Raw genomic sequence first — 25,884 nt, forward strand, 5'->3', positions numbered from 1 at the left:
ATCAAGACAAAAGGAAAAACGAGCAATTGAATCAATTCCACCCGAATTTCCTGAACTAGTTGCAGAATGATGATACGAATTGCGCAAAGCATATTTTTTCTAATCTTGCTTAACTTACCGCTGACCAGCTGGAGTAATGAATCATCCGCCCTCAAGTCAAATAGTGAGCAGAATCCGATCATAAAGCCGCAGAAAAAACCGGTACTGATTGAAGCAGATAAAATTACCGGCTATTACAAGCAGGAAATCGAAGCGACTGGAGATGTGGTATTGCATCACGGCGATAAAGTGCTCACCGCTGAACGGATGAAATATTATCAGCAAACCGAAGATGCGGAAGCTGAAGGTAATGTGCGTCTGGAACGACCCAAAGATATTTTGCAAGGCGAACAGCTTGAGATTAATCTGAAAACCGAGATAGGCCATTTAACCGAACCGCGTTACTCGGTGAAAGAAGGGAAGGGGCGCGGGGCAGGTGATATTTTGCTGTTCGAGGGTAAAGATAATTACCGGATAAAAGATACCAATTACACTGCTTGTCCAGAAGGTAATCATGACTGGTATCTGCGCGCCAAGGAAGTGGAAATTGATAATAAAAAAGAGGTGGGTACTGCACGGCATGTCAGTGTGGTGTTTAAAGATGTTCCGATCCTGTATTCGCCCTGGTTAGATTTCTCTTATAGCGGTCAACGTAAAACGGGGTTGCTGACCCCGGTTGCGGGCTATAACGTTAGAACGGGCTTTGATGTAGGTTTGCCGGTTTATTTGAATATTGCGCCGAATATTGATGCCACCATAACACCACGGATTATGACTCAGCGTGGTTTTCTGCTGAGTAATGAATTTAGATATATTGGCAATAACCAAATGAACGGACATTTGTTATTTGACATCTTGCCGCAGGATATCGAAAGAAATCGAACACGCTGGGGCGTTTTATATACGCACACGCAAAATATTGGGAAAGGTTGGCAGGGTTTCTTGAATTATAACGCGGTTTCAGATGATCGTTATTTTCGTGAGCTAACCCCCAATTTAGCACAGACCAGTTTGGTTAACTTGTCACAACAGGGAGGAGTTAACTACAACGGCAGATTGGGAACGGATGGCGTATTGAATTTCACCGGATTTGCGCAACGTTTTCAGACGATTCAGGATCCTTTTGCATTAATTGTGTCGCCTTACGAAAGACTGCCTCATTTTGCTGTGAATGCAGCTAAGTATAATGTCGGTAAATTTGATTTTGAATTGCAGAGTAGCTGGACGAATTTTTTTCATCCGACGCTTGTTGACGGAAATCGTACTATTCTTTACCCCAGTGTCAGTACGCCACTACGAAATGAATATGGGTATATCACGCCCAAATTTGGCTTGCATTACACGAATTACAATCTAACTGCACCAGTGGATGCTAAAGGAGAAAATGTGGATCGCACGGTTCCTATTGTGAGTTTGGATAGTGGAATCGCATTTGATCGTCAATTCAACTGGGGTGACAGGAGTATAGTTCAGACGCTTGAACCACGTTTTTTTTATGTTTATGTACCGTATCGGAATCAAGGTTTTTTGCCGAATTTTGATTCAGCAGTCAATGACTTCAGCTTTGCGCAGATGTTGACCGAGAACAAGTTCAGTGGTGGCGATCGCATTAATGATGCTAACCGTGCTGTGGGCGCACTCACATCACGTTTTGTTGATAAAGAGACAGGAGTCGAGTTTTTGCGATTGGCTGTCGGTCAACTGATGAATTTTACTGATCCCAGAATTCAGTTACTGCCACCACAGGTGACCAGTGGAAATGCGGATTTTATTGCTGCAATATCAGGTCGTTTGACACAGCATATCAGCACGGATTCCAATGTGCAAATGGATCAATCCATAGGGGTGATTGAAAAGGTTCGCAGCGGTGTCAGCTATCAGCCGGAGCCTGGAAAAGTACTGAACTTTGGCTATCGTTTTACGCGTGATGTACTTCAGCAAGTCGATACATCGGTGCAGTGGCCTATTTATGGAAATTTGCGTGGTGTATCACGGGTTAATTACTCATTAAATGACGATAAAATTCTGGCAGGCCTGGCGGGACTTGAATACAACTCTTGCTGCTGGGCTTTAAGGGTTGTACTGCAACGCTTGACGACTGCGACACAAACAACGACTACAGCGTTTTTTCTGCAACTGGAGCTTAAAGGATTGATGGGGATTGGTAACAACCCGCTGCAAGTATTACAGGGAACAATTCCTGGATATACCAGCATTCACTGATCATTGGACTTAAATATCGCATCCATCACGTATCGTCATTCTATGCTTCAAAGAAACAATTTCTGGATTTTTCTGATACTGATCATTCTCATACCAGCTCATATTGCCGCACAAGAATTGGCTTTTGTTCCGGAAGCTAAGCCGATTAATCACATAGTTGCTGTTGTGAATGAAGATGTCATTACCCGACATGAACTTGATGAGGCTGTAAAAACAGCGATCGGTCGAATGCAGCAGCAAGGTATGCAAATACCTGATCAGCATACTTTAGAGGAGCAGGTGTTGGAGGCTGCTATCACCAAACGTATACAAATTCAACATGCACAGGAAGTCGGCTTGTCAGTCGCCGAAAATGAATTGGATGAGACTATTCATCGGATCGCCGAAGATAATAAATTGACCTTGTCTGAATTTCATGCTGTGTTGGAAAGTGACGGTATCAGCTATAACAAGTTTCGAGAAGAAATCCGGGAAGAAATGATAATAGCGCGACTTAAAGAGCGGGAAGTAAAACATCAAGTCAATGTTACAGAAGGAGAAGTTGATAATTTTCTGCAAACTCAGGAAGCCTCGGCGGAGGGCGATGATGAATATCGTCTCGCGCATATTTTAATCCTGGTACCGGAGAATATGACTTCAGATCAGATCCAGCAAAGAGCCGAGCGCGCTGAAATGGCATTGATAAAGCTTAAAGAAGGTGTTGAATTTGCACAAGTAGTTGCAGAATTTTCCGATGCAGCCGATGCAAAGAATGGGGGCATCATTGAGTGGCGCCCCATTTCTCAAATGGGGCCGACCTTTGCTCAAATACTAGAAGCACTGCAACCAAATGATATAACATCAATCGTGCAAAGCCCGAACGGTTTTCATATCTTCAAATTACTGGGCAGACGCACTCAAGAAACTCCGACAGTCATTATAGATCAGACGCATGCACGCCATATATTGATAAAAATTAATGAATTGACTTCTGAAAGCGATGGGAAACTGAGAATTCTTGCACTTAAGGAACGACTGGATAGAGGAGAGAGTTTTGAAGAAGTTGCCAGGCTGTATTCCGAGGATGCCAGTGCATCATCTGGCGGCGATCTCGGTTGGCTATCGCCCGGTGATACCGTGCCTGATTTTGAGCGCGTGATGAATGCTCTGTTACCTGGTGAAATCAGTGATCCGGTAAGATCTCAATTTGGTTGGCACTTAATTCAAGTTATGGAACGTCGTACTCAGGATATCAGTCTTGATCGACGCAGACAGTCTGCGCGTCAAGCGATACGGACTCGCAAGGCCGATGTGGTTATACAAGATTGGTTGCAGCAATTGCGCGATCAAGCCTATGTGGAATATCGTCTGGATCAGGAGTTATGAACCAAAAATTCATACCGGCATTGGTTCTGACACCGGGCGAGCCAGCAGGAATCGGACCTGATGTATGCATACAGATCGCACAGCAGCCATTGTCATGCAAGCTGGTAGTGATTGCGGATGGCGATGTATTACTGGCACGTGCAAGACAACTCAGACTTCCCTTAAATCTAATTGAAGGTCCTGCGATCTCACCAGCTCAGCATACTGCGGGCAGTTTGCAGATTTTACATGTTCCAGTTGCAGAGCCGGTACAGCCGGGAAAACTCAATCCGCTGAATGCACAATATGTTTTAACTACGTTGGATCGAGCCGTTGAAGTTTGTAAATCAGGGCAATTCAACGGTATGGTGACTGCGCCGGTACATAAAGGGGTGATTAGTGATGCCGGATTTTCCTTTACCGGTCATACGGAATATTTGTCGGAATTGATGCATTGTTCTGTTGTTATGATGCTAGCGGGTGGAAATATGCGTGTTACCCTGGCGACTACTCATTTACCGCTCAAGGATGTGGCAGCGGCGATCACAGCAGACACCATCGAAAGCAAATTACGCATTATTCAGCATGATTTAATTACCCGTTTCATGCTAGAAAATCCACGCATTGCAGTTGCGGGACTTAATCCGCATGCAGGCGAATCCGGTCATCTGGGACGTGAAGAAATTGATATCATTATTCCCGTGTTGAATAAACTACGAGCTGAAGGTATGCAATTAGCCGGGCCTGTTCCCGCGGATACGCTGTTCAGTCCTGCGCAACTCAAGCATTATGATTGTATTTTCGCCATGTACCACGATCAAGGTTTACCTGTTCTCAAGCATGCCAGTTTTGGTGGTGGTGTAAATATCACCTTAGGACTGCCGATTATCCGAACCTCAGTTGATCATGGTACAGCTCTGGAACTAGCTGCAACCGGACAGGCAAATGCTGGGAGCCTATTGGCAGCCATTGACATGGCAGCCCAACTCGCTACCAACCAAGTATCTTTTCATCATCATGCGACATAATCCTCGCAAACGTTTTGGTCAGAATTTTCTTGTCGATCAGCATATTATTGCGCAGATTATCACTGAATTTTATCCGCAGAAAGACGACCGCATCATTGAAATAGGACCAGGGTTGGGTGCGCTAACACGGCCTCTGCTGCAAGTAATAGATCATTTGGATGTGGTTGAAATTGATCGTGACATTGTAGATAAACTAAAAAATGAATTTCCATGTGAGAAGCTGACAATTCATACTGCCGATGCAATGAGGTTTGATTTTTCTATGCTGGGCAGTCAGCTACGAATTATCGGCAATCTGCCTTATAACATCTCTACGCCGTTATTGTTTCACCTGAGCCAATTTTCTGAACATATTATGGACATGCACTTTATGTTGCAGAAAGAAGTGGTCGAACGTATGGTGGGAGTACCGGCAACATCCGATTACGGACGTCTTTCCGTGATGTTGCAGTATCGATTCGATATGGAATATGTGTTTGAGGTACCAGCAGAATCCTTCCGTCCTCAACCGAAGGTTGAATCGGCTATTGTGCGCATGATTCCTCGACCTGCATCGTCACTGATGGCTATTGATGAAGCATTATTTTCTCGAATTGTATTAACAGCATTTTCTCAGCGCCGAAAAACCTTGCGCAATACTCTGCAGCAATTCTTGACTGCGGAGGATTTCAGCGCACTGGAAATTGATTCTGGGTTACGTGCTGAAAATTTATCAGTGGATAAGTTTGTTGCAATTGCCAATTTTTTAACCTGATTTATTCCGGCAGCCCAGCTTATTTTGTTATTCTAGCAGCAATAGTTTTTTGCAAAAGAGAATTGGGCAAGTATTTGTTAATGAGTTGACGTTACTAATTTCTGGAGAGAATGAATGATTCGCTATGGATCTCTGTTACTTGCCCTATCCATTCTATTCTTGCTTTCTGCCTGCGCCAGCAAATCCTTGGAACAGAAAACGATCAATGCAGCGGACAAAGTAAGGATTCCGACATCCTTTGAACAATTGACCTTCAAGTCGGAGGGAAGAACGGTTTTTGAGGATGAAGGTAAATTTATTTTGATTGAAGGAAATAAATGCACTCAGCGTGACAGTGGCTCAGAGGCTGCCACCGTGCTGCAATGGATTGAACTACCTAATTACGTGGATAGCGGCACAGTGATATTGAATGGTTGGGATATGCGTTTTCTGCATGGCGATCGCGAAGTCAATACGATGAGCGCAGACATTACACACAGTAAGATAGTTAAAAATGAGGGTTCGACTTTTTTAGTATTTGAAGCGCAAGGTAAGCTAAGCGATCAGAATCGCAAAGATGCCTATGAATTCTGTGTGTTCTATACCGCTTTCGGCTATCGCTCAGTTTTATTTGATGCTGTGATTGAGGGTGATTACAACGGAATTGAAGCTGCAGCGTTGCAGAATAAGAATCAAGGTGCGCTCGCTACGCTGGAAAACACTGCAAGCAGAGGTACGCTAAAAGGAAATGCTGCAATTGCAATTATTCCGCGCGGGTTTGATTTTCAGTTCGATAATGCGTTTGAATGTGAATTGGGATTCCCTCCTTGTAAGTGGGCGGATCGTACGGATTATCGCTTGCTGCAGTTGGCCTACAATCTTTCTCAATCCAGTACAACTCCAAGTTTGGATGGTAGCCTACATTGGGCCACACAGACCGTTTTTAAAGACAACGGCACTCGCACATACCGAATCAGAACGCGTACTGCTATGATTCTAGGCAATAGCGTCAAATTGCGCGCAGATTTTCTGGCATTGAATCCTCGTGCAGGAAAAACAGCCACCTGCAGTAAAAATGTAGATGGCGTTGTTCGCACCCAGACTTTTCGGATCAACGATTTATCTTTTGACTATGCTGTGCCACTGCTGACTGGTTGGGATCTCTCATATGAGTGTGAGCATCAGCAGGTGCAACGAGCTGGCATCTGGTTGCACGATATCCGTTTTGACCCGGATTCAAGCAGCTTAGAATACAAAGTGTCATCCATTTTGCGGGACAGTGATGGTGTACCCAGTTTCAACACTGCACAACGCATCACAGTATTGGGCTTAAATCGGAGAATCGACACCCCAATTCAGCGCAGTGCACCTGTAAATATCAAGATCAGAGAGTAATAATGGGGAATCTTGGTAAGCTTGTTTCTGGAGAACCAGGATTGATGCTATCGCCAAGTTCAATTTTCTAGAAGTTTCTTGTTATTCCGCAATCCGATTTAAATTGACGGATAGAAGTTTTGGTGCGAGTTGTAATTGATTAACTCTGCCCACAAAACAGAAACTAATTAAATCGGCTTTTGTTTTGCTTTTCAGATCTTAACGTGAGTTTAATTGCATTATTTAACTGTCGATTCCTGAATAACTTATGAAAACTCGGTTCGTTTGCTTTTACTAATAGATTGAAAAGCTGATGATTAGTTAAATCACGCCTTAATTGTAATAGCAAGGCAGTTAGGCCGGAAACATGCGCTGTTGCTAAAGAATTGCCCGATACAAAATCATAAGTACCTTTGGGTAAAGTCGTTAAGATTTCCTCACCGGGTGCGTATACGGTCAGCAGGTGATCTTCGTATAACGATTGAATGATACTATTGGTGTTGTTAATGCTGCTAACGCCAATGACACCTGGTTGCTGAGCCGGGAAGCCCGATTCTTCATCATCTTTATCAGCTTTCGAAGCAACAATAATAATGCCATGCTGAACGGCTTTTTCTATCAATCTGGCCAAGAGGGGATCATAGGGGCCAGTTAAACTCAAATTGAGAATATCGGCTTGCATTTCAATGGCTTTGTTGATCGCCAGTGCTAATGTAAAGCTATTGCAAATTGCTTCTAAGCTGCCTGCCTTAACTTCCCAGCAAGCTTTGAGTGCGATTATGTTGCTATCCGGTGCAATGCCGACGATGCCTTCACCATTATTTGCTTTAGCTGCTATAACGCCGGCAACTGCCGTTCCATGAAGTTCGCTGGAGTGTTCCTGTGATTTTTGTGCGACAAAATTCTTACTATGCTGAATTTGACCTTCTAAATCAGGATGCCTAGTATCAACACCGGTATCAATGATTGCGATTGTTACATCCTTGCCTGTAGTTCGTTTGTGTATTTCATTGATATTCATCGATTGAATATTGGTTTGCAGGCGATAATACGGATCAGTGTATCCGTTTGCCATGACTTGAAACGTGCTCATTATTTGAACATCACTAACGCGTTGGTCCTGTATTAATGCATTAATGACATCATCGATTGATTGATCTTCACCAACCGCATATACAACACAGTGTTCGCCAATTTCACTGATGGACCATTGAGTAAGAATTTTTAATTTATATTCATCCCTGATATTGGAGGCTATTCGTTTGCTCCAGGTCGAACTGTTATATTCACCTCTTTGGCGATATGCCAGATTGGCCATGCCAATGGGGATGCTATTGATATTCATGTCAGTGTAAGTCACTAATATGATGCGATTTGATTGATTGCTATCATAAAATTCAGGATCAATAAATATATCCAGACCGGCCTTGCCCGGGAAAGCAATACTCATTGCCATCAACAATAAGGCAATACTCAGAAAAATTTTTATGTGATTACTTAACATCGACGCATGATCCTATTCCGAAACAGATAGTCCTTGAGCCAACTCAGCAAAAATAACGGAGGAATGATCACGCAAACGTAAAATTGCATCATTCACCTGCTGAGAATCTGTTTGATGATTACCAATTTGCACTTCGTAAACGCCATTGGGAGATGGGCCTTTAACAATATGCCCTGAAACACTATTCACTATAACATCAATTTGCTCAGTATCAGGGTGGTCTGCAAAAACAATTCGTACGATATTGCTTGTATTATCGGTACTCTCAGTTGCGGCCGCTAGCGTTCTGTATGAACCTGCCATTTCAGGTTGAACAAACAATGAATGCAGCAAAAATGGAGAAGCTAACAAAAGTAAGCTGGCGGCCAAAGCAGTGTATTTTACAAAACCAAGGAATCGAATTTGGAATGGGAAAAATATAAGATCGCTTTTTGGCGCAGTATATTGTTTCTCAGAGCAAAGTTCAGGTTGCGTTTCAATCCGTTTTTTTAACTGGGCAAATGAAGCTTGTGATACTTGTTGTAAAAGATCGGCCTGTTGTATCTCCTTAAATACTTGCTCTTGCTGATTTAATTCAATTCTGCACGTGATGCAAGTTTTAATATGATTTTTTACAATCGCGTGCTCAACAGGGCCTAAGGATTGATTTATATACCAAGGTAAAAGATCCCATATTTTTTGATGTTCACTTTGATTGGTCATTTTGATCTGTGTAGACAACATCCGTTAACCTCTGTTATTAAGCTCTAGAAAAAATTTAGCTAAAATTTTACGCGCATGAAACATTCTGGTTTTTACTGTATTCTCGGGACATTGCATAATTTCTGAAATTTCACTGTAGTGTAATCCTTGAAAATATGTCATTTCCACAACGGCGCGTTGTTCTGTCGATAATTTTTCGAGCGCAACTTCAAGCCAATTACTATCTTCTAATTGAGAAACCCAATGCGAACCCCGATCAGGGAAGTAATCCAATTCATCATTAAATTCAACTGATTGATCTTCTCTTTTTGTACTTTGTTTGGCACTTTTTAATGATTTTAAATAGGCGATACCTAAAATCCATGTCGACGGCCGGCATGTTTGATCATATGTGCCGGCTTTTTCCCAAACTACATACATCACATCATTGATGATTTCTTCAATACAATCATGATGCCTGTTAATATGGAAAATAAACTGATATAGCCGATTAAAATATAGCTGATACAGTTGTTCAAACGCTTTTCCATTGCCAGCTGCGGCTTCTGCAATCAAATGACGTTCCTTAGCCTGTTGTTCTTGCGAGCTAAAGGATTTCTGAATCATTTTAAGTCAGGCGCTTCTGCATATCGCTGCCTATTAAATTTATCGTACTGGTTCTGCATTATCTAAAATTTGCCTGTATATTTCTTGTATTCAATGAAAGGTTCATTGATATATGTAATTTTAAAAAAAAATTAATACCCTACGGTAAAGGAGAATAATACACGATCATTGACAGCTTGAGGATGAAACTCCCAGTGTGATGCATATCCATAATTTCTGATCGCAGTATGTGTGGCCCCGTAATAACGCACATCGACACCTATGTTGCGGGCGAAATGCCAAGTTAATCCGGCACTCCAGTAAAGATAATTGTACTCCAATATTTGCTTCTGATTATTGTAGCCCAATGAACTCGATATCTGGATCGAATTAGTAATTGGGTAGCGCGCGGTAAACTCATAACCGAATGCCATATGATTTTGTTGATAGCTGTTTTCAGAAATAAAGAAATTGGCGGTCAGCAAGTCTCGGAAATGACTGGAAATATAAAATTCGTTATAGTCAACCTTTTGATCAAATATTTTTCCGCTAAAGATATAGCGCGTCCATTCAGCATTGAATCGCCAATCATCAGATAACTTATAAGCCCAACCTACATAAGGACGGAATTCCAGATTAGAACGATTCTCGAATCCAGTGTCAGCAAAATTGACGGTTGAAGCATAAGCGCCCAGGTATATACCCGATTTAAGTTCATAATCAATATTGGCATGTGCTGCTGGTTTTCCATCGCTCTTTGAATAACCGCGCCAGAAATAATCTGTTGTTCCCGTAATGCTTCCGCTTAATTGCGCATAACAGTCCAGCGAATAAGTAAGGCATGACAGTAACCCATAAATAATGTTGTTTAAACGAATTAAGCGCATTGGTATGTTATTTGACTTGATTCGTCCTTAGCAGGCCGTGGAAAAACGTTTTCGAGGCAGCTGATACAAGGCAAAAACAGGCGAAAAAGTGCAGTTCATGCTTAATAAATGAGCATTTTGAGTCTGTTTTTAACACCGTAGCAGCAACGCAGATAATTTTTCAACGGCCTGTTAGCTAAACACTAAGCACTAAGGATTGATTCGGATGGCTGCTCGGTCCTCAAAAATTATTGGATGAGTCCTTGTATTCTACTAAAGGCGAGTTGTGTTAATTTTTCTATTAGACATCCAGATGTTGTTAGTTTTTTTGCCATCTTATGTTTCAACAGCATATATGATTTTTATGCGGGCTATATCAAAAAGAGCAATATAAATTTAAATTATCTATTTGCCTCAATAAGATAAGTGAATGGCGTTGAGAAATTCTTGCTGCGTTTGAACCTTTTTAATTCAAACAGAATAAACACTGTCGAAAAAGAGGGAATTGGGTTGGTTGTTTAAAGGGGGATTGTTATATCTTCTAGATCCATTTTAAGTGCATATTTATATTGGGAGATTGCAAGAATGATTAAGCTCTACATAATAACAACCTCAGTAACATCATTTTTTCTGATGATGCCCATGACCATATTCGAACGAGGGTTGGGGGGGACAGGTTAAGTAAAGTACGTGGACATCAATAACTAGGACTAGGCAATTTAAGATTAAAGCCTACAAAGTGAATATTTTCTGCGATTTTTACGGCTAATAATTATTGCTATGTTATTTATTATCAATGAATCGCAGTTATTTTTAAGCAATCAAATTTTTACTGAGCACTGTGGTGACAATGTGAATGGCTGTTCGACGTTATACGGGATGGATACTATCGATTGTGCGCAAGATACGTTTTTTAGATTACTGTTTGATTTTGATGCGACTGTTGATATTGTATCGCACAGCCACTCAAAATCAGAAAGGACTCAAAAGACTTAATCTGGCATAATTTTTAGTATTTGAGTGAACATCATGGTTGACCCTGAAGCTCCAAAACGTTAACATGCGCATCTCATCAATTCCCTGATAGCTCAGTTGGTAGAGCGACGGACTGTTAATCCGCAGGTCCCAGGTTCGAGCCCTGGTCGGGGAGCCATTCAGATATAAATCGGGATCTTATATCTCAAGAATTAATTATAGATTCTTATCCGATACATATCCTCTTGAGCGAGCATTGAATTATTGCTCGCTTATATCAGCTTGATTGCCATTAATACGCAGTTCATTCGCAAGTTGCTTTAAATATTCCTTGTAGGGCCGATTGGACCTTATCACTTGAGACATAGCGCTTTTGTGTCGCCGCTGTTGTGCCAGGCGCGTGATCAAGTTGCTTATTTTTTCAGACCTTAACCACACCATGTTTCTGAGTAACGACTTCTTGGAACACTTTTTTCAATGGCTTGCCAGGAGTCTTTCAAGCTCGCAGAGGAAGAGCAAATAAGAAGACCGACCTGTTGGATAGCGCTTTCGTTTTACTTTCTAATAAGATCATGCGGATCTCAAGAAATAAAAATTCGAAGCTCATTCATGAAGTTCTAATCTTTTAACTTTAAAGGAGAATTAATATATGAGTGTCAACACTCAAGCTTTATTGAGAGTCAGTTTCAGAACACCTTTCGCCAACGAGCGAAATAACCGCACCCTTATATCATTGGCCTTACTATGGTTTTGTGTATGGCTGATCCTGGCCCCGCTGGGAGTCGTAGCTGCAACGCCGAACTCCTCTGCAGTCAAATGGCATCCCGGGCACTACTACATAATAAAAGGCTCACGAAAAAACAATACTGCATACTTATCAAAGGTGTACAGTGAACTCGATGCAACACCCGTATTAAATGGAATGATGATCCGGTATTTCTGGGCAGATCTGGAAGATTCAAATGGAGTGTATGATTTTTCATCCATTGATAAACGTCTTGCTGAACTGACCGACAGAGGAAAACGACTGGTTATTCAGGTACAAACAAAATCATTTAATGGCAGGCAAGTAGTGCCGAATTACTTGAAGAAAACTGAATATGAAGGTGGTGAATTTTATATTAGTAATTTTGGGGGTAATGAAATAGCTGGACGTAACATTAAATTATGGAATCCCCAAGTGCGGGATCGTCTGATTGCCTTATTCAAGGCAATGGGTGAGCGTTACAACTCGCATCCAAACTTTGAGGGTATCGGTATGATTGAAACCGCCATGGGGCAACCTATGGAACCACTCACTAATGAACAAGTGACCGCGTTCTACGACAATGTGATCTATGTGCAGAAGCAAATGCGTTTGTTTTTTCCCAACACGATGACGATTCAGGAAGTGAATTATCCGCGCTCAATCCTTGCAACATTCGTGGGTAGCCTCAAAGATGTCGGGACGGCATTGAGCAGTCCGGATACTTTTCTCGAGCAAAAAAGTTTGCTCTATCAATCAACAGAGAACGACCACAATAAGGGAATTTATAATTACTATTCAGATTATGCTGGGATGATTCCTATGGTGCCCACGATAATGTCTAAAAATTATAAAAACACGAAAAGTGATGGATCGGGCTATGTGCCAACTATTTCTCAAATCCTGGCATTTGCACGAGATACTTTAAATGCCAACTATATCTTCTGGACACGGGAGAAGCATTACGCGCAAGTATTGGAAGTTTTAAATATGAGTGCGCAAAAGAATGCTCCTGCTGGCGGATTAAATCCCACCTGCCCAGCCGCTTATTCATCTTGTGTTGATTAGAGGGTTCGTTTGATTTTGAACGACCGTTCATGCAGGGAAATGATTTCCATATGAAACGTGTTTTATGTTTTTAGGAGATTCTATTCTCAATTTAGCATCTGGCAAACTATGCCACCGTTCAGCAGGCAGATGAAAGGCTTTTTAGTTGCCGTTGTTGTTCTAAGTGCAGACTCAGAATGCTCATTTCAGTCATAAACTGTAACTTCCATTCGTTTCTACCTGGTAAGACGCCTTAGGACACTTTTTTCAATAGCTCACTGAGAGTCCGTGTGACTCTCAGAGCATGGGCAAATTCAGATCACAGAACTGTTAGATCGCGCTACTCGTTTTACTTTCTAATAACAATGCAAGGATCTCGAGCAAAAAATTCGCAGCGTATTCTCTCAGTTCCTATCTTTTTACTTTAGAGAGGAATTATTCTATGAATATCAATATTCATATCAGTCATTTAACACCGACCACAAGCAAGCCAAATGACATGGCACATAAACTGCTGATCGCAATATTGTTGTGCATCAGTATGATGTATGTGCCGTCAGGAGCCGTGGCGGCAACGTCAGATCCCACTGCTGTCAAATGGCACCCAGGTCACTATTACATCATAAGAGGTTCGCAAAAGAACAATGCCACCTACTTATCACAGGTATATAGTGAGCTCAAAGCTACACCTGCATTGAAAGGAATGATGATACGGTATTTTTGGAATGATCTGGAAAAATCAAAAGGTGTGTATGATTTTTCATCGATTGATAAACGTCTTGCTGAGCTGTCCTCCAGAGGAAAGCGCCTAGTTATTCAGGTGCAAACTAAATCATTCAATAAAAGACAAGTTGTGCCAAACTATATGAAGACGGCGGAATATGAAGGCGGTGAATTTGATATTAGTGATTATGGAAATAAAGTAGTCACCGGGCGTAATATTAAGTTATGGAATTTGCAAGTGCAGAATCGCCTGACCGCCTTATTCAGGGCAATGGGGAAGCGTTACAACTCGCATCCTTATTTTGAGGGTATCAGCATGATAGAAAGCGCTATGGGAGAGCCTATCAAACCACTTACCAAGACCCAGGTAACTAATTTTTATAACAATAAGATCATTGTGCAGAAGCAAATGCGTTTGTTTTTCCCCAATACAATGACGATTCAGGAAGTAAATTATCCGCGCCCCATCCTCGCATCATTCGTAGGCAGACTCAAAAATATTGGAACTGCATTGAGTAGTCCGGATACTTTTATTGAGGAAAAAGGTTTGCTCTTTGAGGCAACAAAATATGACCCCAACCAGGGAGTTTATAATTACTATTCAGAGTTTGCTGGCACTATTCCCATGGTTCCCACGGTTATGTCAAATAATTATAAAAACACGAAAGGCGATGGTACGGGCTATGTACCAACTATTTCTCAGATCCTGGCATTTGCACGAGATACTTTAAATGCCAACTATATCTTCTGGACACGGGAGAAGCATTACGCGAAAGTATTGGAAGTATTAAACTGGAAAGGGCAAAGAAATGCTCCTGCGGGAGGATTAAATCCTAAATGTCCCAGTGCCTATTCATCTTGTACTAGCTAGGCTATGCTGTATTGGGTAGTAATAAAAAGAGCTTTGCACAGCTGTGCGAATTTTTCTGTGGTATTGTAATGAAGAAAAATTTCCGGATGACACGGGTTATGTGTTTTTTCGGAGATTTTTCTTTCTTGTGCAACATAGAGTCTATGCCGCTGTCTGACCAGAGTTGTGAATATTGTTAACTTATCAAACGATCCCTGCCTTTTTAGTCAAAATTCATTATCGATTCGGTTAAATAATCTTGATATCAATTTTTTAAGGTAGATGCCATTCTTTTTCTGTATGTTCCTGTGCCGTTTTTTTTTTGTTTAAATCGATTTCTCTGTTTTTCTCTCGCACACAGTTAAATTTATCCTACAAAATAGGGCAAATTTCCTATGAAAAATAGGATATTTGCCCTATTTTTTTAAATGTTTAAATGAGATATGCTGGCGCCTGCTTATATTCAGCTAAAAAAGAGTATCAAACTCTATTAAACAGTAAATCTTGTAAAATCCAACGATCAATTGGGCGGAGCATTCGGAATCGTTTTATGAAGAATGCACGGAAAAGTTACTGTGAAGTAAAGAATTAACGACCTATGGTACGACCCTGAGACTTGTATCACTAGCAGACCGTCGAAAAACTATTTGCGTTGCAGCTAAATGATATTTGGAGCTTAGGTTAATTTATAATAAGGAAAAAAATATGAAGAAACTATTTGGAATTTTGGGAATATCATTAATATTATTCAATGCCGGCGCAGTAATGGCCAGCACTACATATACGTTTAACAGTGCCTCAGTATCGGATTTAATTTCTGAAAGCAGTGGAACCTATAACGGCTCCATAAATTACACCCCGAGCTGGAATCCAGGTCAAGTCACATCAGCGACATTGACTTTATATTTGTCTGATGACGCCTCAACCATTTTAAATCCATATAATGCAATAGATTTACCGAGAGAATGGGCTAAGCTGACGGATATCAGGGATGGTGGCTCAAGTATGGGAGCGCAGTCAGCCGTTGAAGTGCAAAATACGGGCCCATTGTTTGACTCCGCAAACTTCTTTCCATTTAATACGACATTTCCTGGCAGTGATGGATTTGAGAATCCCTTAACGACAAATCCCATTACTGCGCTTTCACTAATTCAGGCAGCTGCAGGTGTTGGAATCATACATCCCACTTCAGCCGGATATGATTTTGATGTTACTGCTCTCATGAATGGCAGCGGTTTAAGTGGACATTTAGAGTTTGATCTGATTGCACCGAATATGTACGGTTCAGTAATACTGCCTGCCCAATTTCTGACTGCAGTAGGTTTATTTGGTTTTAATCCAATGGATCCACAATCCACTTACGAAGATTTTTTATTCAATGGAGCACAACTGTCAATTAGTGCAGTTCCAGAACCATCCATGCTTTATCTGCTGGTTCTCGGTCTGTTTGGATTGTTCATGTCCAAAAAATGGCTTCGTCAGAATGGCTGATTCCGCTAAGTAGGATTTGCAGAAATAAAATCCAAAGACATTATTAACTTTAAGTATTACTCAGGGATGGTGCAGCGCTTCTTTAAAAGAAGCGCTGTTTTATGGAGCTAGTCCAGGATTCTTGGAATAAATGCCATTTTTCTCTCTACGTTCGGAATGAAAATATGACTTATTCAGAGCTTCCTGGGAATGAATAAACGTGTTACAGAAATGGCATGAGGAGAATCAGAAAAACTCGCTCTAAAGATGGAAAATTTCGTTTCTCGAGATCGCGATTTATTTCATTAATCATACTGATTTCGGTTTGTGCATTCAGTGCGTGGTTTTTCTATGAGGCGCTATATACCCAGGCAACTGATGATTGGTTTGAAAGCCAGGCGGGCATAAGCGATCGGGTTTCGCTGCCAAAAGATGATGCGCCTCATCAGGCGGCTATGGAATGGTGGTACTACAACGGACATCTAAGTTCAGAGTCTGGTAAGGAATTTAGTTTTCATTATACGGTGTTCCTGATAAATAACGTGATTCATCATATGGTTAGTCATGCTTCTTTGAATGATCATCAAACTGGCAGACACTATAAAGCTCAGCGTAGAACTGCGGGTAATCCATCCTCAAACAAGGAAAATAGCTTTGAATTTATCCAGGGTGACTGGCATATGATGGGAGGAAATGGTAATGATAAATTAAAAATCATTACCGACAAGTTCAGCCTCGATCTCGGCCTGACAAATACTCAACCCCCGGCTCTTCATGGAGGAAATGGCATTATTCCATTGAAGGATGCCGGGGATAGCTATTACTACTCCCGCACGCGCATGAATGCAGCGGGCGTTATAAAAATTGGGGACAAAACTGAAAAGGTGACAGGTATTTCCTGGTTTGATCATCAATGGGGAGAATTTTTAGTTGGTCTGCTAAAGTGGGAATGGTTCAGCCTTCAATTAGACGATGGAGCGGATGTGATGATTTATCAATTGCGTGATAAAGAAACAAACGAACCTATTCTCTATAGTGGCAGCATTAGCAAGCATGGAAAGACTGAAACGTTGCTGGCGAAGGATTTTGAAGTAATTCCTGGTAAAAAATGGATCAGCAATCAATCAAACATCGCTTATCCAACTGAATGGGTAATAAATATACCCTCCAAAAATATAAATCTTTCAGTCAAGAGCATAAATGAGAGCAACGAGTTTGATGCCATGTTAACTACCTACAATATTTATTGGGAAGGCGCGATTAAAGTGCAAGGATCTCATACAGGTCAGGGTTTTATGGAGCTGTATTACATGGATAAAATGCATTAAAACGTAAAAAAATAACTGATCTTGAGTTTTTTTATATATCAATACGATTATTTGGATAATTTGTAACTTGTTGAAAAATATGCTCGTTGTTTGTGTCGGGAATATATGCAGAAGCCCGATGGCTGAAGGATTATTTAAACAAACATTCATTGAAGCTGGTAAGTCGGAGTGCAGAGTGAGTTCTGCGGGTCTTAGTGCGCTGGTGGGGCATGCGCCGGACCCGAACGCATGTCAACTCATGATAAATAAAGGGATAGACATTTCAGCCTATCGTGCTTGCCAGTTAAATCAGGAGATGATTCGCAGATCGGAACTTATTCTGGTCATGGAATTGAGCCAAAAGCAAACTATTGAAGCAAATGAGCCAACTGCAAGAGGAAAGATTTTTCGCTTGGGCGAATGGGGGAATTTTGATATTGCAGATCCATATCAAAAAGAGATGCATTTTTTTGAAAGAACATTTTCCTTAATTGAAGAGGGTGTGTCTCAATGGATGGGGAAGCTATAGTTTGTTCTGTGAGCTGAACAGCTTGAGTAGCAGAGACATATGTAAGTAAATTGAAATATTATTCTTTCTTCTTTCGATTTGCTCCTGAAAAAGAATGTCTTTTCGATCATTAAATTTCCCCTGCTTGCAATAACCATGCAAAACGACAGAATAGATAAGGTATAGATGTATTAATTTTTAAAAATGATTAAAAATTGGAATTTCCGTTCGTTGAAAAGTTTCATTTTGTTGAATTATTGATTTGAAGAGGCAAAGTACATATGTGTGGAATCGTTGGCGCAATAGCAAATGCAAATGTAGTCCCCATTCTAATAGAAGGATTGCAACGCCTCGAATACAGGGGTTACGATTCGGCAGGCCTGGTAATTGCTGACTATGGATTAAAAAGATTACGTACAACAGGCCGTGTGAGCGAACTTGGCAAACTGGTTGAACACCAAGAGGTTCGAGGACTTGCTGGCATAGCGCACACACGATGGGCTACCCACGGCGCGCCTTCAGAGCGTAATGCGCATCCTCATTTCTCAGAAGAATCTCGAATTGCTGTTGTACATAATGGAATCATAGAGAATCACGAAAACATTCGCGCTTATCTGGAAAAACAGGGATGCAGGTTTTTATCAGATACGGATAGCGAGGTAATTGCACATTTAATAGCTATCAAGCTGCGAGAAGTAACTGATTTATTCAAGGCTGTTTGCTTGTCTGTTGCAGAATTGCAAGGATCATATGCCATAGCTGTTATGGAAGAAACGAACCCGGATTGTATTATTGTTGCACGTCATGGAGCGCCTTTAATATTGGGTGTGGGAAAAGATGGTCATTATGTTGCATCAGATGTGTCGGCTTTACTTCAAGTGACTCGCGATATCATATTTCTGGAAGATGGAGACATTGCGGAGCTCAGCAGTCATGGATTCAGGATTGTAAATTGTCTGAATAGCCAGTTTGGCGAACCGGTCAGCCGTAGCGTTCATCAAACGCATTTATCCAATGAAGATATTGGATTGGGAACTTATACGCACTATATGCAGAAGGAGATTTTCGAGCAACCAACTGCTGTAGCCAACACATTGGAAATGTTATCAGGTGCACGCTGCATCACTCCAGGTTTATTTGGGCGTGAAGATGAAAAAGTATTTTCCAATATTAACCGGGTTCTAATCCTGGCCTGTGGAACCAGTTATCATGCTGGCCTGGTGGCCCGATATTGGCTCGAGACTGTGGCGGGGTTGCCGTGTAGCGTTGAAATAGCCAGCGAATATCGTTATCGTGAACCAATTGCGGATCCAGCAACTTTGGTGATCGGAATTTCTCAATCAGGTGAGACGGCAGATACTTTAGCCGCACTGGCCTATGCAAAAAAAATGGGGCATCGTCATAGCCTCGCCATATGCAATGTAGCCGAAAGCGCGTTGGTTCGACAAGCGGAATTAAGCTTTTTGACTCGCGCAGGACCGGAAATCGGGGTTGCTTCGACCAAGGCATTTACTACTCAGTTGGTTTCGCTTCTATTGTTATCGGTGACACTCGCAAAAATACGGAATCGATTAACCCAAGAAGATGAACAGCGAATGATTGGAGCGCTCTGTCATATACCAAGTGCTTTGCAACATACCTTACAGGTCGAGCCACAAGTGAAAGTCTGGGCAAAAAGATTTGCACACAAACATCATGCATTATTTCTTGGGCGCGGCGTGCATTATCCTATCGCGATGGAAGGGGCCCTCAAACTCAAGGAAATTTCATATATTCATGCTGAGGCTTATGCAGCAGGGGAATTGAAACACGGGCCACTCGCTCTGGTGGATAAGGACATGCCGGTGGTTGCAGTTGCTCCAAATGATCAGTTGTTGGGTAAACTTAAGTCAAATTTGCAGGAAGTGCAGGCACGTGGTGGCGAACTTTATGTTTTTGCGGATGCAGATTCACAGATTTCATCGAGTGAAAATCTGCATGTAATCCGCCTGCCCGAACATGCCGGTTTACTGAGCCCAATTCTTCATGTCATACCTCTACAGTTACTGGCTTATCACGTCGCACTGGTTAAAGGCACAGATGTTGATAAACCAAGAAACCTGGCGAAAGCGGTAACAGTTGAGTAAATTAAGTCATAAAAAACGTGCCAAGCAGTCTTTGAGTCGCTGTCATTTCGTATGCAGCGTAAATCCATGCGACTGAACAAGATTTTGAAGGTTCCTCGCTAGGTTTGGAATGGCAAGTGTATTTTTTCAGAATTTAATGAGTGACATGATCCAAAAATTCATTTTTTTAACCAATAGAATAAGAATCTGATCACAGGCAGTGACATCAGTTTTTCATCACCTCGTATAGTTAAATCGAAACAATCGAAAGTGTGGCTGTTAAGCAACAAAGATGGATACATCTTTGTTGATTGTCTTCTTAGTGGCTGTATTTAAATTTATAATATATAAAATATTTAAAGAGAGTCGGATTTTTGCCGTGATCAAGCAATTAGCAGGCCGTTGTAAAATATTTTTGTGGCAATTGATACCAGACAGAAACAAGCGAAAAAGCGCAGTTTATGTCTGGTAAAAGATCATTTGAGCCTGTTGTTAACACCGTAGCAGCAACGCTGATAGTTCTTCAATGACAGTTAGATAAGAGATATGAATGTCTTGTCATAAACTCTGCATCATTCTGAAAAATAGGAAACAGGAACTGTCACTCTATGAAATTGTATAACTCGATAAATATAAGATAAATAATGTTCTCGCGAATAAACTTTTTTCTACTTCTAATTCTATTAAGCCAGCTTGCAGCATGTACCTTGATACCTGGGCAACATATGAGAGCTTTTTCCACTCAATCCAGTACGAAAATGCCAGTTACGGAAGATAACGAAACGGTTTTAAAAAAACTTAACATTCAAAGAATTAATGCTCAACTAATTATTGATATGGAAAGGGATTTAAATAATCGGAGCCTGGGTCCTGACAACGTCGCCAATCATTACTTTAATTATCGTATCGGTTCTAAAGCCATCAAAGGTACTCCTGAAAAAGAGCCTTACGATCAATACCGTGTAGGTCCCAGGGATATTCTCAATATCACTGTCTGGGGTCATCCGGAGTTGACGATTCCCGCGGGTGAATTTCGTAGTGCAGAGACAGCAGGCAATGTGGTCGGAGAAGACGGTACATTTTTTTATCCCTTCGCCGGTGTAATTCGAGCTGCTGGAAGAACGGTAGAGGAAATTCGCGCGGAATTAACCCAAAAACTTTCAAAATATATTGAAAACGTTCAGCTGGATGTGCGCGTAGCTGGATATCGTAGTCAGCGGGTTTATGTCGTCGGTGAAGTTGCGCAGCCAGGAATTCATCTAGTTCAGGATATACCGCTAACCGTGCTGGAGGCGATCAATAGAGCTGGCGGGGTAAAACCCGAGGCTGATCTGCGTAATATTACTTTAACCCGAGAAGACAAAACGTACAGTATTAACTTGCTGAGCCTGTACGAGGGTGGCGATATCAGACAAAACGTACTGCTCAAACACGGCGATGTAGTGAACGTTCCAGATAATGAATTTAATAAAGTTTTCGTATTGGGAGAGACGACCATTGGTCGTGGTTTCAACACGGGCAGGCCACGAAGCGTAGCTATGAATAAAGCGCGTATGACATTGACTGAAGCACTGAGTGAAGGGGGCAGTTTTGATCAGGAAACTGCTGATGCAGCCAGGGTATTTGTATTCAGAAGCGGCCTGGGGGAATCAGCCATATATCATCTGGATGCTAGATCTCCAGATGCCCTCATCCTGGCAGAACGCTTTCCTTTACAACCGCGAGATATAGTTTTTGTGGATCGCGCTGAAGGTATTCGCTGGAACCAGATTATTAATCAAATACAACCAACCGTTCAATTGCTGAATCTATTCGATGGCTCATTAAGAGTGCAACCATTTAGATCATTTCCTTGATATTTTATTATTGCAAACCACACTATGCTTAACTCGCCCGCAGAGAAAACTAAAGATCTGACACAGTACGAATCCAATAACGAGGATGATGTCATCGATCTGGGTGATTTGCTCGGCATATTGATTGATGGCAAATGGCTTGTCATGGTGATTACACTCGCTGTCTTCTCTATGGGTATAGCCAAGGCCTTTCTTGATACGCCGATTTATAAAGTTGATGCCATGCTTCAGGTGAATGAGAAGTCACAAGCCATGATGGGGATGGAACCATTAAGCGATATATTCGGAAACAAGCTCCCGGTGATGGCTGAAATTGAACTGATCAAATCCAGAAAGGTGTTGGGAGCAGTCGTTAAGAATCTGGATTTGGAGATTATTGCCAGGCCGAAGTGGTTTCCCTATGCGGGCAATGCGATTGCAAGAAGATTTGAACAACGTAACCCGGATAATGCGGTTTCCAGTCCGGTATTTGGCTTGGACCAGTATGCCTGGGGTGGTGAAACTATTAAAGTCAGTACCTTGACCGTGCCTGACCAATTGCTGGATGAGGAATTAATCTTGCTGGCCGGACAACATGGTCAGTTTCAGATCATTTATGAAGATGAGTTAGTGCTTGAAGGCGCAGTCGGTACGCTGGAAAGCCAACAAATTGAAGGCATGCAACAGCCTGTTAGCATTTTTGTATCCCACCTAAAAGCACGGCCTGGCACGCAATTTTCCCTGAAGCGACAATCCGGTAATAGTGCAATACGTCAACTGAGAGACAATTTGACAGTGTCCGAGAAAGGCAAGAACACAGGGATACTGGAGTTAACGCTTGAATCGCACCGCGCTGATCAGGCAGTTCGTGTTTTGAATGAAATAGCTAATATTTATGTGCAGCAGAATGTTGAGTATAAATCTGCCGAATCGCAGAAAACATTGGAATTTCTGGATAAGCAGCTACCTATACTCAAAGATCAGATGGAGGCCGCTACACGTGTCCTGAACGAGTATAAGAACAAAAAAGGGTCTATCAACCTGGATATTGAGACAACGAATATTCTGACCGGGGTGGTGGAAATAAAAACCCAAATGACGCTGCTGCAACAAAAACGTGAGGAATTGAGGCAAAAGTTCACCGAATCCCATCCAAACGTTATAGCAATTGACAAGCAGATTGCACGATTGCAGGAGCAGTTGCAATCTCATAGCAAAATGATCAAGGCATTGCCGGAAACACAGCAAGTCATTCTGGGGCTATCCGGGGATGTGCAGGTCAGCACGAGTCTTTATAGCACTTTACTCAATAATGCGCAGACAATACGAGTAGCCAAGGCAGGTACTGTTGGCGACGTAAGAGTGATTGATTATGCTGTATTGCCTGACAAAGCGATTAAACCCAACAAACCTTTGATTGTCGGAGTGGCCTTTGCATTAGGACTACTTTTAGGTGTGGTAGCGGTATTTGTTCGCAAATCGTTATTGCGTGGCATCGAAGATCCGGATTTGATCGAGAAACAATTGCATATTCCCGTGTATGCCACCATTTCACACAGTAAAAATCAGGAGTTGCTTAACAAAGAATTGAGCAAGTCTTCCACCTCGATCAGGAGGAACAGACCTGTCATTCTGTCACTGAGAAACAAGGACGATGCTGCAATTGAGAGCTTGCGCAGTTTGCGCACCACCATACATTTTTCCTTGCTCGAAGCGCAAAATAATATCATCGTGATTACCGGTCCCAGCCCGGGGGTTGGCAAATCATTCGTTGCCACTAACCTGGCTACAGTCATGGCGGATGCCGGAAGGAAAATATTACTGATCGATGCCGACATGCGGAAGGGTGCAATTAATAAATCATTGGGGATAAACAGGGAAAATGGACTGTCTGAAATAATTTTAAACACCGTATCCGTGCAGGATGCTACCCGCAAAATATCACTGGCCGATATCGATTTTATTCCTACGGGAACAATTCCACCGAATCCATCGGAATTATTGCTGCATGATCGTTTCGGTCAGCTCCTTAATGGATTTGCCGCACAATATGATTTAGTTATTATCGACTCGCCGCCCATCCTCGCGGTTACGGATGCTGCCATTATTGGCCGGATGGCGGGGGCCGCCTTCATGGTCATAAAAGCCGGATTACATACCAAACGGGAACTGGAGCAAAGCATAAGAAGATTTTCCCAGTCGGGAGCCGCCATCAAGGGCATCGTGTTTAATGACATGCCCCTGTCTTCATCACGCTATGGCTATGGTTATCAGTATGGCAACAAGTATGTATATCAATATAGCTATCAGAAATCTAAATAAAAATCATGAATATTCTTGTCGTTTTTGTATTTTTGATGAGCCTTCTTTTTTCAATACTGGCTATTCAGATTGCTATTTCATTAATGCGTACCCTTAATTTGACCGACAAGCCTGATGATCATCATAAACTGCATGATATCAATACACCGTTTGTTGGCGGGATAGGGGTGCTGGCGGTTTTGTGTTTTGCAATCACTATATTAATTAACCTTCATTCTGAGCAGTTCCAGAAATGTATTGCCCTGCTTATTTGTTCCATCCTTATCTGGGTTACTGGTTTCGTAGACGATGCAATTAAGCTCGGCTATAGACTGCGTCTTGCAATACAAGCCTTGGTTGCGCTTATTATGATTCTGGGTGGCGGTGTCGTGGTGGATGAACTGGGAGGATTGCTTTTTGGATTCCCTCTGCAACTGGGAGCGTTTGGTATTATTTTTACGCTTATTGCCACGATTGGTGGAATCAATGCACTTAACATGGTGGATGGTGCCGATGGACTTTCAGGATCAATTGCGCTGGTGAGCTTATTGTTAATGGGCACTACGGCATACATTGCACGAGATCAGCACAATCTGATATTGATTTGTGCGCTTGCCGGTGGTGTGTCTGGCTTTCTGTATTTTAACCTGCGTCATCCCTATCAAAAATACGCACGAGTTTTTCTCGGTGATAATGGCAGCATGCTGCTTGGAGTGATGTTTGCCTGGCTGCTGGTGGATATTGCGCAAGATCCCAATCCATCCATAACACCGGTAACAGCGATTTGGTTGTTTTCCGTTCCGCTCATGGATATGTTCGGTGTCATGTTGCGCCGGATATGTGCGGGCCAATCTCCTTTCACTCCGGACCGGCAGCACTTGCATCACTTGTTGATGAGATCCGGTTTCAGGGTCAATGAAATCGTTTTTACGATGGTTCTGTTACATAGTCTGATTGGAATAATCGGACTCGCAGGCATGTATTTAAATGTTCCGGAACTTGCCATGCTACTGGGTTTTCTACTGATCTTAAGCGGGTACTTCTACTTGACTTATCATCCTGAGAATTTTATATCGCTACTTCGGAAATTCGATACACTGCTTAATACTCGATTAGGGTTTGCACCTGTTTCGAATAGCAAAATTCTCATTGGCAGTTATTCGGCTAAAGAAACGGAAGTGCTTGCCAATTCACTCAGTGATGAATTGGGAGCCGAGATGAATTTCTGGATAAGGATCTTCAGGAAATCATCGGAACCCCATCATCCAGGAAAACGTTATGCGATTACATTTAGTATCTGGCTTGATAAAAAGGATGATATCTCGAGAGAAACACTAAGGCAGTGTATGGCGTCGCTACAATGGCGGTTAATAGAGCAACGAGGCATCCATCTACACCAATTTTTTAGTCGTAAAACAGACTCTGATCCGGAAATTATTAATGATGGAAGTGCCTTCGGTGAGTCCAAAGACAAGGGTCGTCGCGAGTTGGGACCACAAGCGCTGTCATTTGAAGTTTTACGTTGAAGTCGAAATGGTATTTGTCATTCCGGACGCAATGAGGAAACTTTGGTAATTAACACACTAGATTTTTCGCTGTGATGGAAATGACAGTTGTTCA

Annotated in this window: 18 protein-coding genes and 1 tRNA gene; 15 read left to right on the forward strand and 4 right to left on the reverse strand. The window is 41.9% G+C overall.

Annotated features, from left to right (window positions below; all coding sequences use genetic code 11):
- The first annotated feature begins 66 nt into the window (after nucleotides 1–66).
- From C7H79_RS05350 to C7H79_RS05370, 5 genes are all read left to right on the forward strand, one after another.
- Complete coding sequence (locus C7H79_RS05350) at nucleotides 67–2,262, forward strand: LPS-assembly protein LptD (RefSeq protein WP_242447156.1); 2,196 nt, start codon at nucleotides 67–69, stop codon at nucleotides 2,260–2,262.
- A gap of 42 nt (nucleotides 2,263–2,304) precedes the next feature.
- Nucleotides 2,305–3,627 (forward strand): peptidylprolyl isomerase, encoded by a 1,323-nt coding sequence (locus tag C7H79_RS05355; RefSeq protein ID WP_106706262.1) that lies wholly within the window; start codon nucleotides 2,305–2,307, stop codon nucleotides 3,625–3,627.
- Nucleotides 3,624–4,634: a 4-hydroxythreonine-4-phosphate dehydrogenase PdxA gene (gene pdxA / locus C7H79_RS05360; protein ID WP_106706263.1), complete on the forward strand. Its 1,011-nt coding sequence runs from the start codon at nucleotides 3,624–3,626 to the stop codon at nucleotides 4,632–4,634. Before C7H79_RS05355 ends, pdxA begins: the two co-directional genes overlap by 4 nt.
- A complete protein-coding gene (gene rsmA / locus C7H79_RS05365; protein WP_172592361.1) occupies nucleotides 4,624–5,388 on the forward strand; it encodes a 16S rRNA (adenine(1518)-N(6)/adenine(1519)-N(6))-dimethyltransferase RsmA in 765 nt (254 codons plus the stop codon). Before pdxA ends, rsmA begins: the two co-directional genes overlap by 11 nt.
- A 114-nt stretch (nucleotides 5,389–5,502) precedes the next feature.
- Nucleotides 5,503–6,762: a hypothetical protein gene (locus C7H79_RS05370; protein ID WP_106706264.1), complete on the forward strand. Its 1,260-nt coding sequence runs from the start codon at nucleotides 5,503–5,505 to the stop codon at nucleotides 6,760–6,762.
- 163 nt (nucleotides 6,763–6,925) lie between these two features.
- On the opposite strand, the gene C7H79_RS05375 is transcribed toward C7H79_RS05370, so the two are convergent.
- From C7H79_RS05375 to C7H79_RS05390, 4 genes are all read right to left on the reverse strand, one after another.
- Complete coding sequence (locus C7H79_RS05375; protein ID WP_106706265.1) at nucleotides 6,926–8,245, reverse strand: S8 family peptidase; 1,320 nt, start codon at nucleotides 8,243–8,245, stop codon at nucleotides 6,926–6,928.
- A 12-nt stretch (nucleotides 8,246–8,257) separates the two neighbouring features.
- Nucleotides 8,258–8,947 (reverse strand): zf-HC2 domain-containing protein, encoded by a 690-nt coding sequence (locus C7H79_RS05380; RefSeq protein WP_242447157.1) that lies wholly within the window; start codon nucleotides 8,945–8,947, stop codon nucleotides 8,258–8,260.
- Between the two features lie 24 nt (nucleotides 8,948–8,971).
- Nucleotides 8,972–9,553: an RNA polymerase sigma factor gene (locus C7H79_RS05385; RefSeq protein WP_106706267.1), complete on the reverse strand. Its 582-nt coding sequence runs from the start codon at nucleotides 9,551–9,553 to the stop codon at nucleotides 8,972–8,974.
- Nucleotides 9,554–9,684: 131 nt separating this feature from the next.
- A complete protein-coding gene (locus C7H79_RS05390; protein WP_106706268.1) occupies nucleotides 9,685–10,419 on the reverse strand; it encodes a TorF family putative porin in 735 nt (244 codons plus the stop codon).
- 1,056 nt (nucleotides 10,420–11,475) lie between these two features.
- Between C7H79_RS05390 and C7H79_RS05400 the strand changes: the two genes are divergently transcribed.
- The 10 genes from C7H79_RS05400 to C7H79_RS05455 all read left to right on the forward strand — a co-directional run bounded on the left by C7H79_RS05400 (nucleotide 11,476) and on the right by C7H79_RS05455 (nucleotide 25,790).
- Nucleotides 11,476–11,551, forward strand: a tRNA-Asn gene (locus C7H79_RS05400).
- A 471-nt stretch (nucleotides 11,552–12,022) separates the two neighbouring features.
- Entirely contained in the window at nucleotides 12,023–13,186 is a 1,164-nt protein-coding gene (locus tag C7H79_RS05405) for a glycoside hydrolase (RefSeq protein WP_106706270.1), read from the forward strand.
- A gap of 421 nt (nucleotides 13,187–13,607) precedes the next feature.
- On the forward strand, nucleotides 13,608–14,759 hold the full coding sequence (locus tag C7H79_RS05410) for a glycoside hydrolase (RefSeq protein WP_106706271.1): 1,152 nt from the start codon (nucleotides 13,608–13,610) through the stop codon (nucleotides 14,757–14,759).
- A 684-nt stretch (nucleotides 14,760–15,443) separates the two neighbouring features.
- Nucleotides 15,444–16,229, forward strand: coding sequence for a PEP-CTERM sorting domain-containing protein (locus C7H79_RS05415; protein WP_106706272.1), 786 nt, complete (start codon nucleotides 15,444–15,446; stop codon nucleotides 16,227–16,229).
- 215 nt (nucleotides 16,230–16,444) lie between these two features.
- On the forward strand, nucleotides 16,445–17,536 hold the full coding sequence (locus tag C7H79_RS05420) for a lipocalin-like domain-containing protein (protein WP_106706273.1): 1,092 nt from the start codon (nucleotides 16,445–16,447) through the stop codon (nucleotides 17,534–17,536).
- Nucleotides 17,537–17,615: 79 nt separating this feature from the next.
- Entirely contained in the window at nucleotides 17,616–18,044 is a 429-nt protein-coding gene (locus C7H79_RS05425) for a low molecular weight protein-tyrosine-phosphatase (protein WP_106706274.1), read from the forward strand.
- A 260-nt stretch (nucleotides 18,045–18,304) separates the two neighbouring features.
- Nucleotides 18,305–20,149: a glutamine--fructose-6-phosphate transaminase (isomerizing) gene (glmS, locus tag C7H79_RS05435; protein ID WP_106706275.1), complete on the forward strand. Its 1,845-nt coding sequence runs from the start codon at nucleotides 18,305–18,307 to the stop codon at nucleotides 20,147–20,149.
- Nucleotides 20,150–20,772: 623 nt separating this feature from the next.
- Entirely contained in the window at nucleotides 20,773–21,984 is a 1,212-nt protein-coding gene (locus tag C7H79_RS05445; protein ID WP_106706277.1) for a polysaccharide export protein, read from the forward strand.
- Between the two features lie 24 nt (nucleotides 21,985–22,008).
- Nucleotides 22,009–24,285 carry a polysaccharide biosynthesis tyrosine autokinase gene (locus C7H79_RS05450; RefSeq protein ID WP_106706278.1) on the forward strand — a complete coding sequence of 759 codons (2,277 nt, stop codon included), beginning with the start codon at nucleotides 22,009–22,011 and terminating at the stop codon, nucleotides 24,283–24,285.
- A 35-nt stretch (nucleotides 24,286–24,320) separates the two neighbouring features.
- Nucleotides 24,321–25,790: an MraY family glycosyltransferase gene (locus C7H79_RS05455; protein ID WP_172592363.1), complete on the forward strand. Its 1,470-nt coding sequence runs from the start codon at nucleotides 24,321–24,323 to the stop codon at nucleotides 25,788–25,790.
- Nucleotides 25,791–25,884: the final 94 nt, after the last annotated feature.

Source organism: Nitrosomonas supralitoralis, assembly GCF_003011925.2.
GTDB classification, from domain to species: domain Bacteria; phylum Pseudomonadota; class Gammaproteobacteria; order Burkholderiales; family Nitrosomonadaceae; genus Nitrosomonas; species Nitrosomonas supralitoralis.

Excerpts from the sequence above, each read along its gene's own strand:
- C7H79_RS05455 (WP_172592363.1), top strand. The coding sequence starts at position 24,321 with ATGAGCCTTCTTTTTTCAATACTGGCTATTCAGATTGCTATTTCATTA.
- C7H79_RS05445 (WP_106706277.1), top strand. The coding sequence starts at position 20,773 with ATGTTCTCGCGAATAAACTTTTTTCTACTTCTAATTCTATTAAGCCAG.
- rsmA (WP_172592361.1), top strand. The coding sequence starts at position 4,624 with ATGCGACATAATCCTCGCAAACGTTTTGGTCAGAATTTTCTTGTCGAT.
- C7H79_RS05355 (WP_106706262.1), top strand. The coding sequence starts at position 2,305 with ATGCTTCAAAGAAACAATTTCTGGATTTTTCTGATACTGATCATTCTC.
- C7H79_RS05390 (WP_106706268.1), bottom strand. The coding sequence starts at position 10,419 with ATGCGCTTAATTCGTTTAAACAACATTATTTATGGGTTACTGTCATGC.
- C7H79_RS05420 (WP_106706273.1), top strand. The coding sequence starts at position 16,445 with ATGAGGAGAATCAGAAAAACTCGCTCTAAAGATGGAAAATTTCGTTTC.
- C7H79_RS05350 (WP_242447156.1), top strand. The coding sequence starts at position 67 with ATGATGATACGAATTGCGCAAAGCATATTTTTTCTAATCTTGCTTAAC.
- C7H79_RS05370 (WP_106706264.1), top strand. The coding sequence starts at position 5,503 with ATGATTCGCTATGGATCTCTGTTACTTGCCCTATCCATTCTATTCTTG.
- pdxA (WP_106706263.1), top strand. The coding sequence starts at position 3,624 with ATGAACCAAAAATTCATACCGGCATTGGTTCTGACACCGGGCGAGCCA.
- C7H79_RS05425 (WP_106706274.1), top strand. The coding sequence starts at position 17,616 with ATGCTCGTTGTTTGTGTCGGGAATATATGCAGAAGCCCGATGGCTGAA.
- C7H79_RS05375 (WP_106706265.1), bottom strand. The coding sequence starts at position 8,245 with ATGTTAAGTAATCACATAAAAATTTTTCTGAGTATTGCCTTATTGTTG.
- C7H79_RS05410 (WP_106706271.1), top strand. The coding sequence starts at position 13,608 with ATGAATATCAATATTCATATCAGTCATTTAACACCGACCACAAGCAAG.
- C7H79_RS05385 (WP_106706267.1), bottom strand. The coding sequence starts at position 9,553 with ATGATTCAGAAATCCTTTAGCTCGCAAGAACAACAGGCTAAGGAACGT.
- C7H79_RS05450 (WP_106706278.1), top strand. The coding sequence starts at position 22,009 with ATGCTTAACTCGCCCGCAGAGAAAACTAAAGATCTGACACAGTACGAA.
- glmS (WP_106706275.1), top strand. The coding sequence starts at position 18,305 with ATGTGTGGAATCGTTGGCGCAATAGCAAATGCAAATGTAGTCCCCATT.
- C7H79_RS05415 (WP_106706272.1), top strand. The coding sequence starts at position 15,444 with ATGAAGAAACTATTTGGAATTTTGGGAATATCATTAATATTATTCAAT.
- C7H79_RS05405 (WP_106706270.1), top strand. The coding sequence starts at position 12,023 with ATGAGTGTCAACACTCAAGCTTTATTGAGAGTCAGTTTCAGAACACCT.
- C7H79_RS05380 (WP_242447157.1), bottom strand. The coding sequence starts at position 8,947 with ATGACCAATCAAAGTGAACATCAAAAAATATGGGATCTTTTACCTTGG.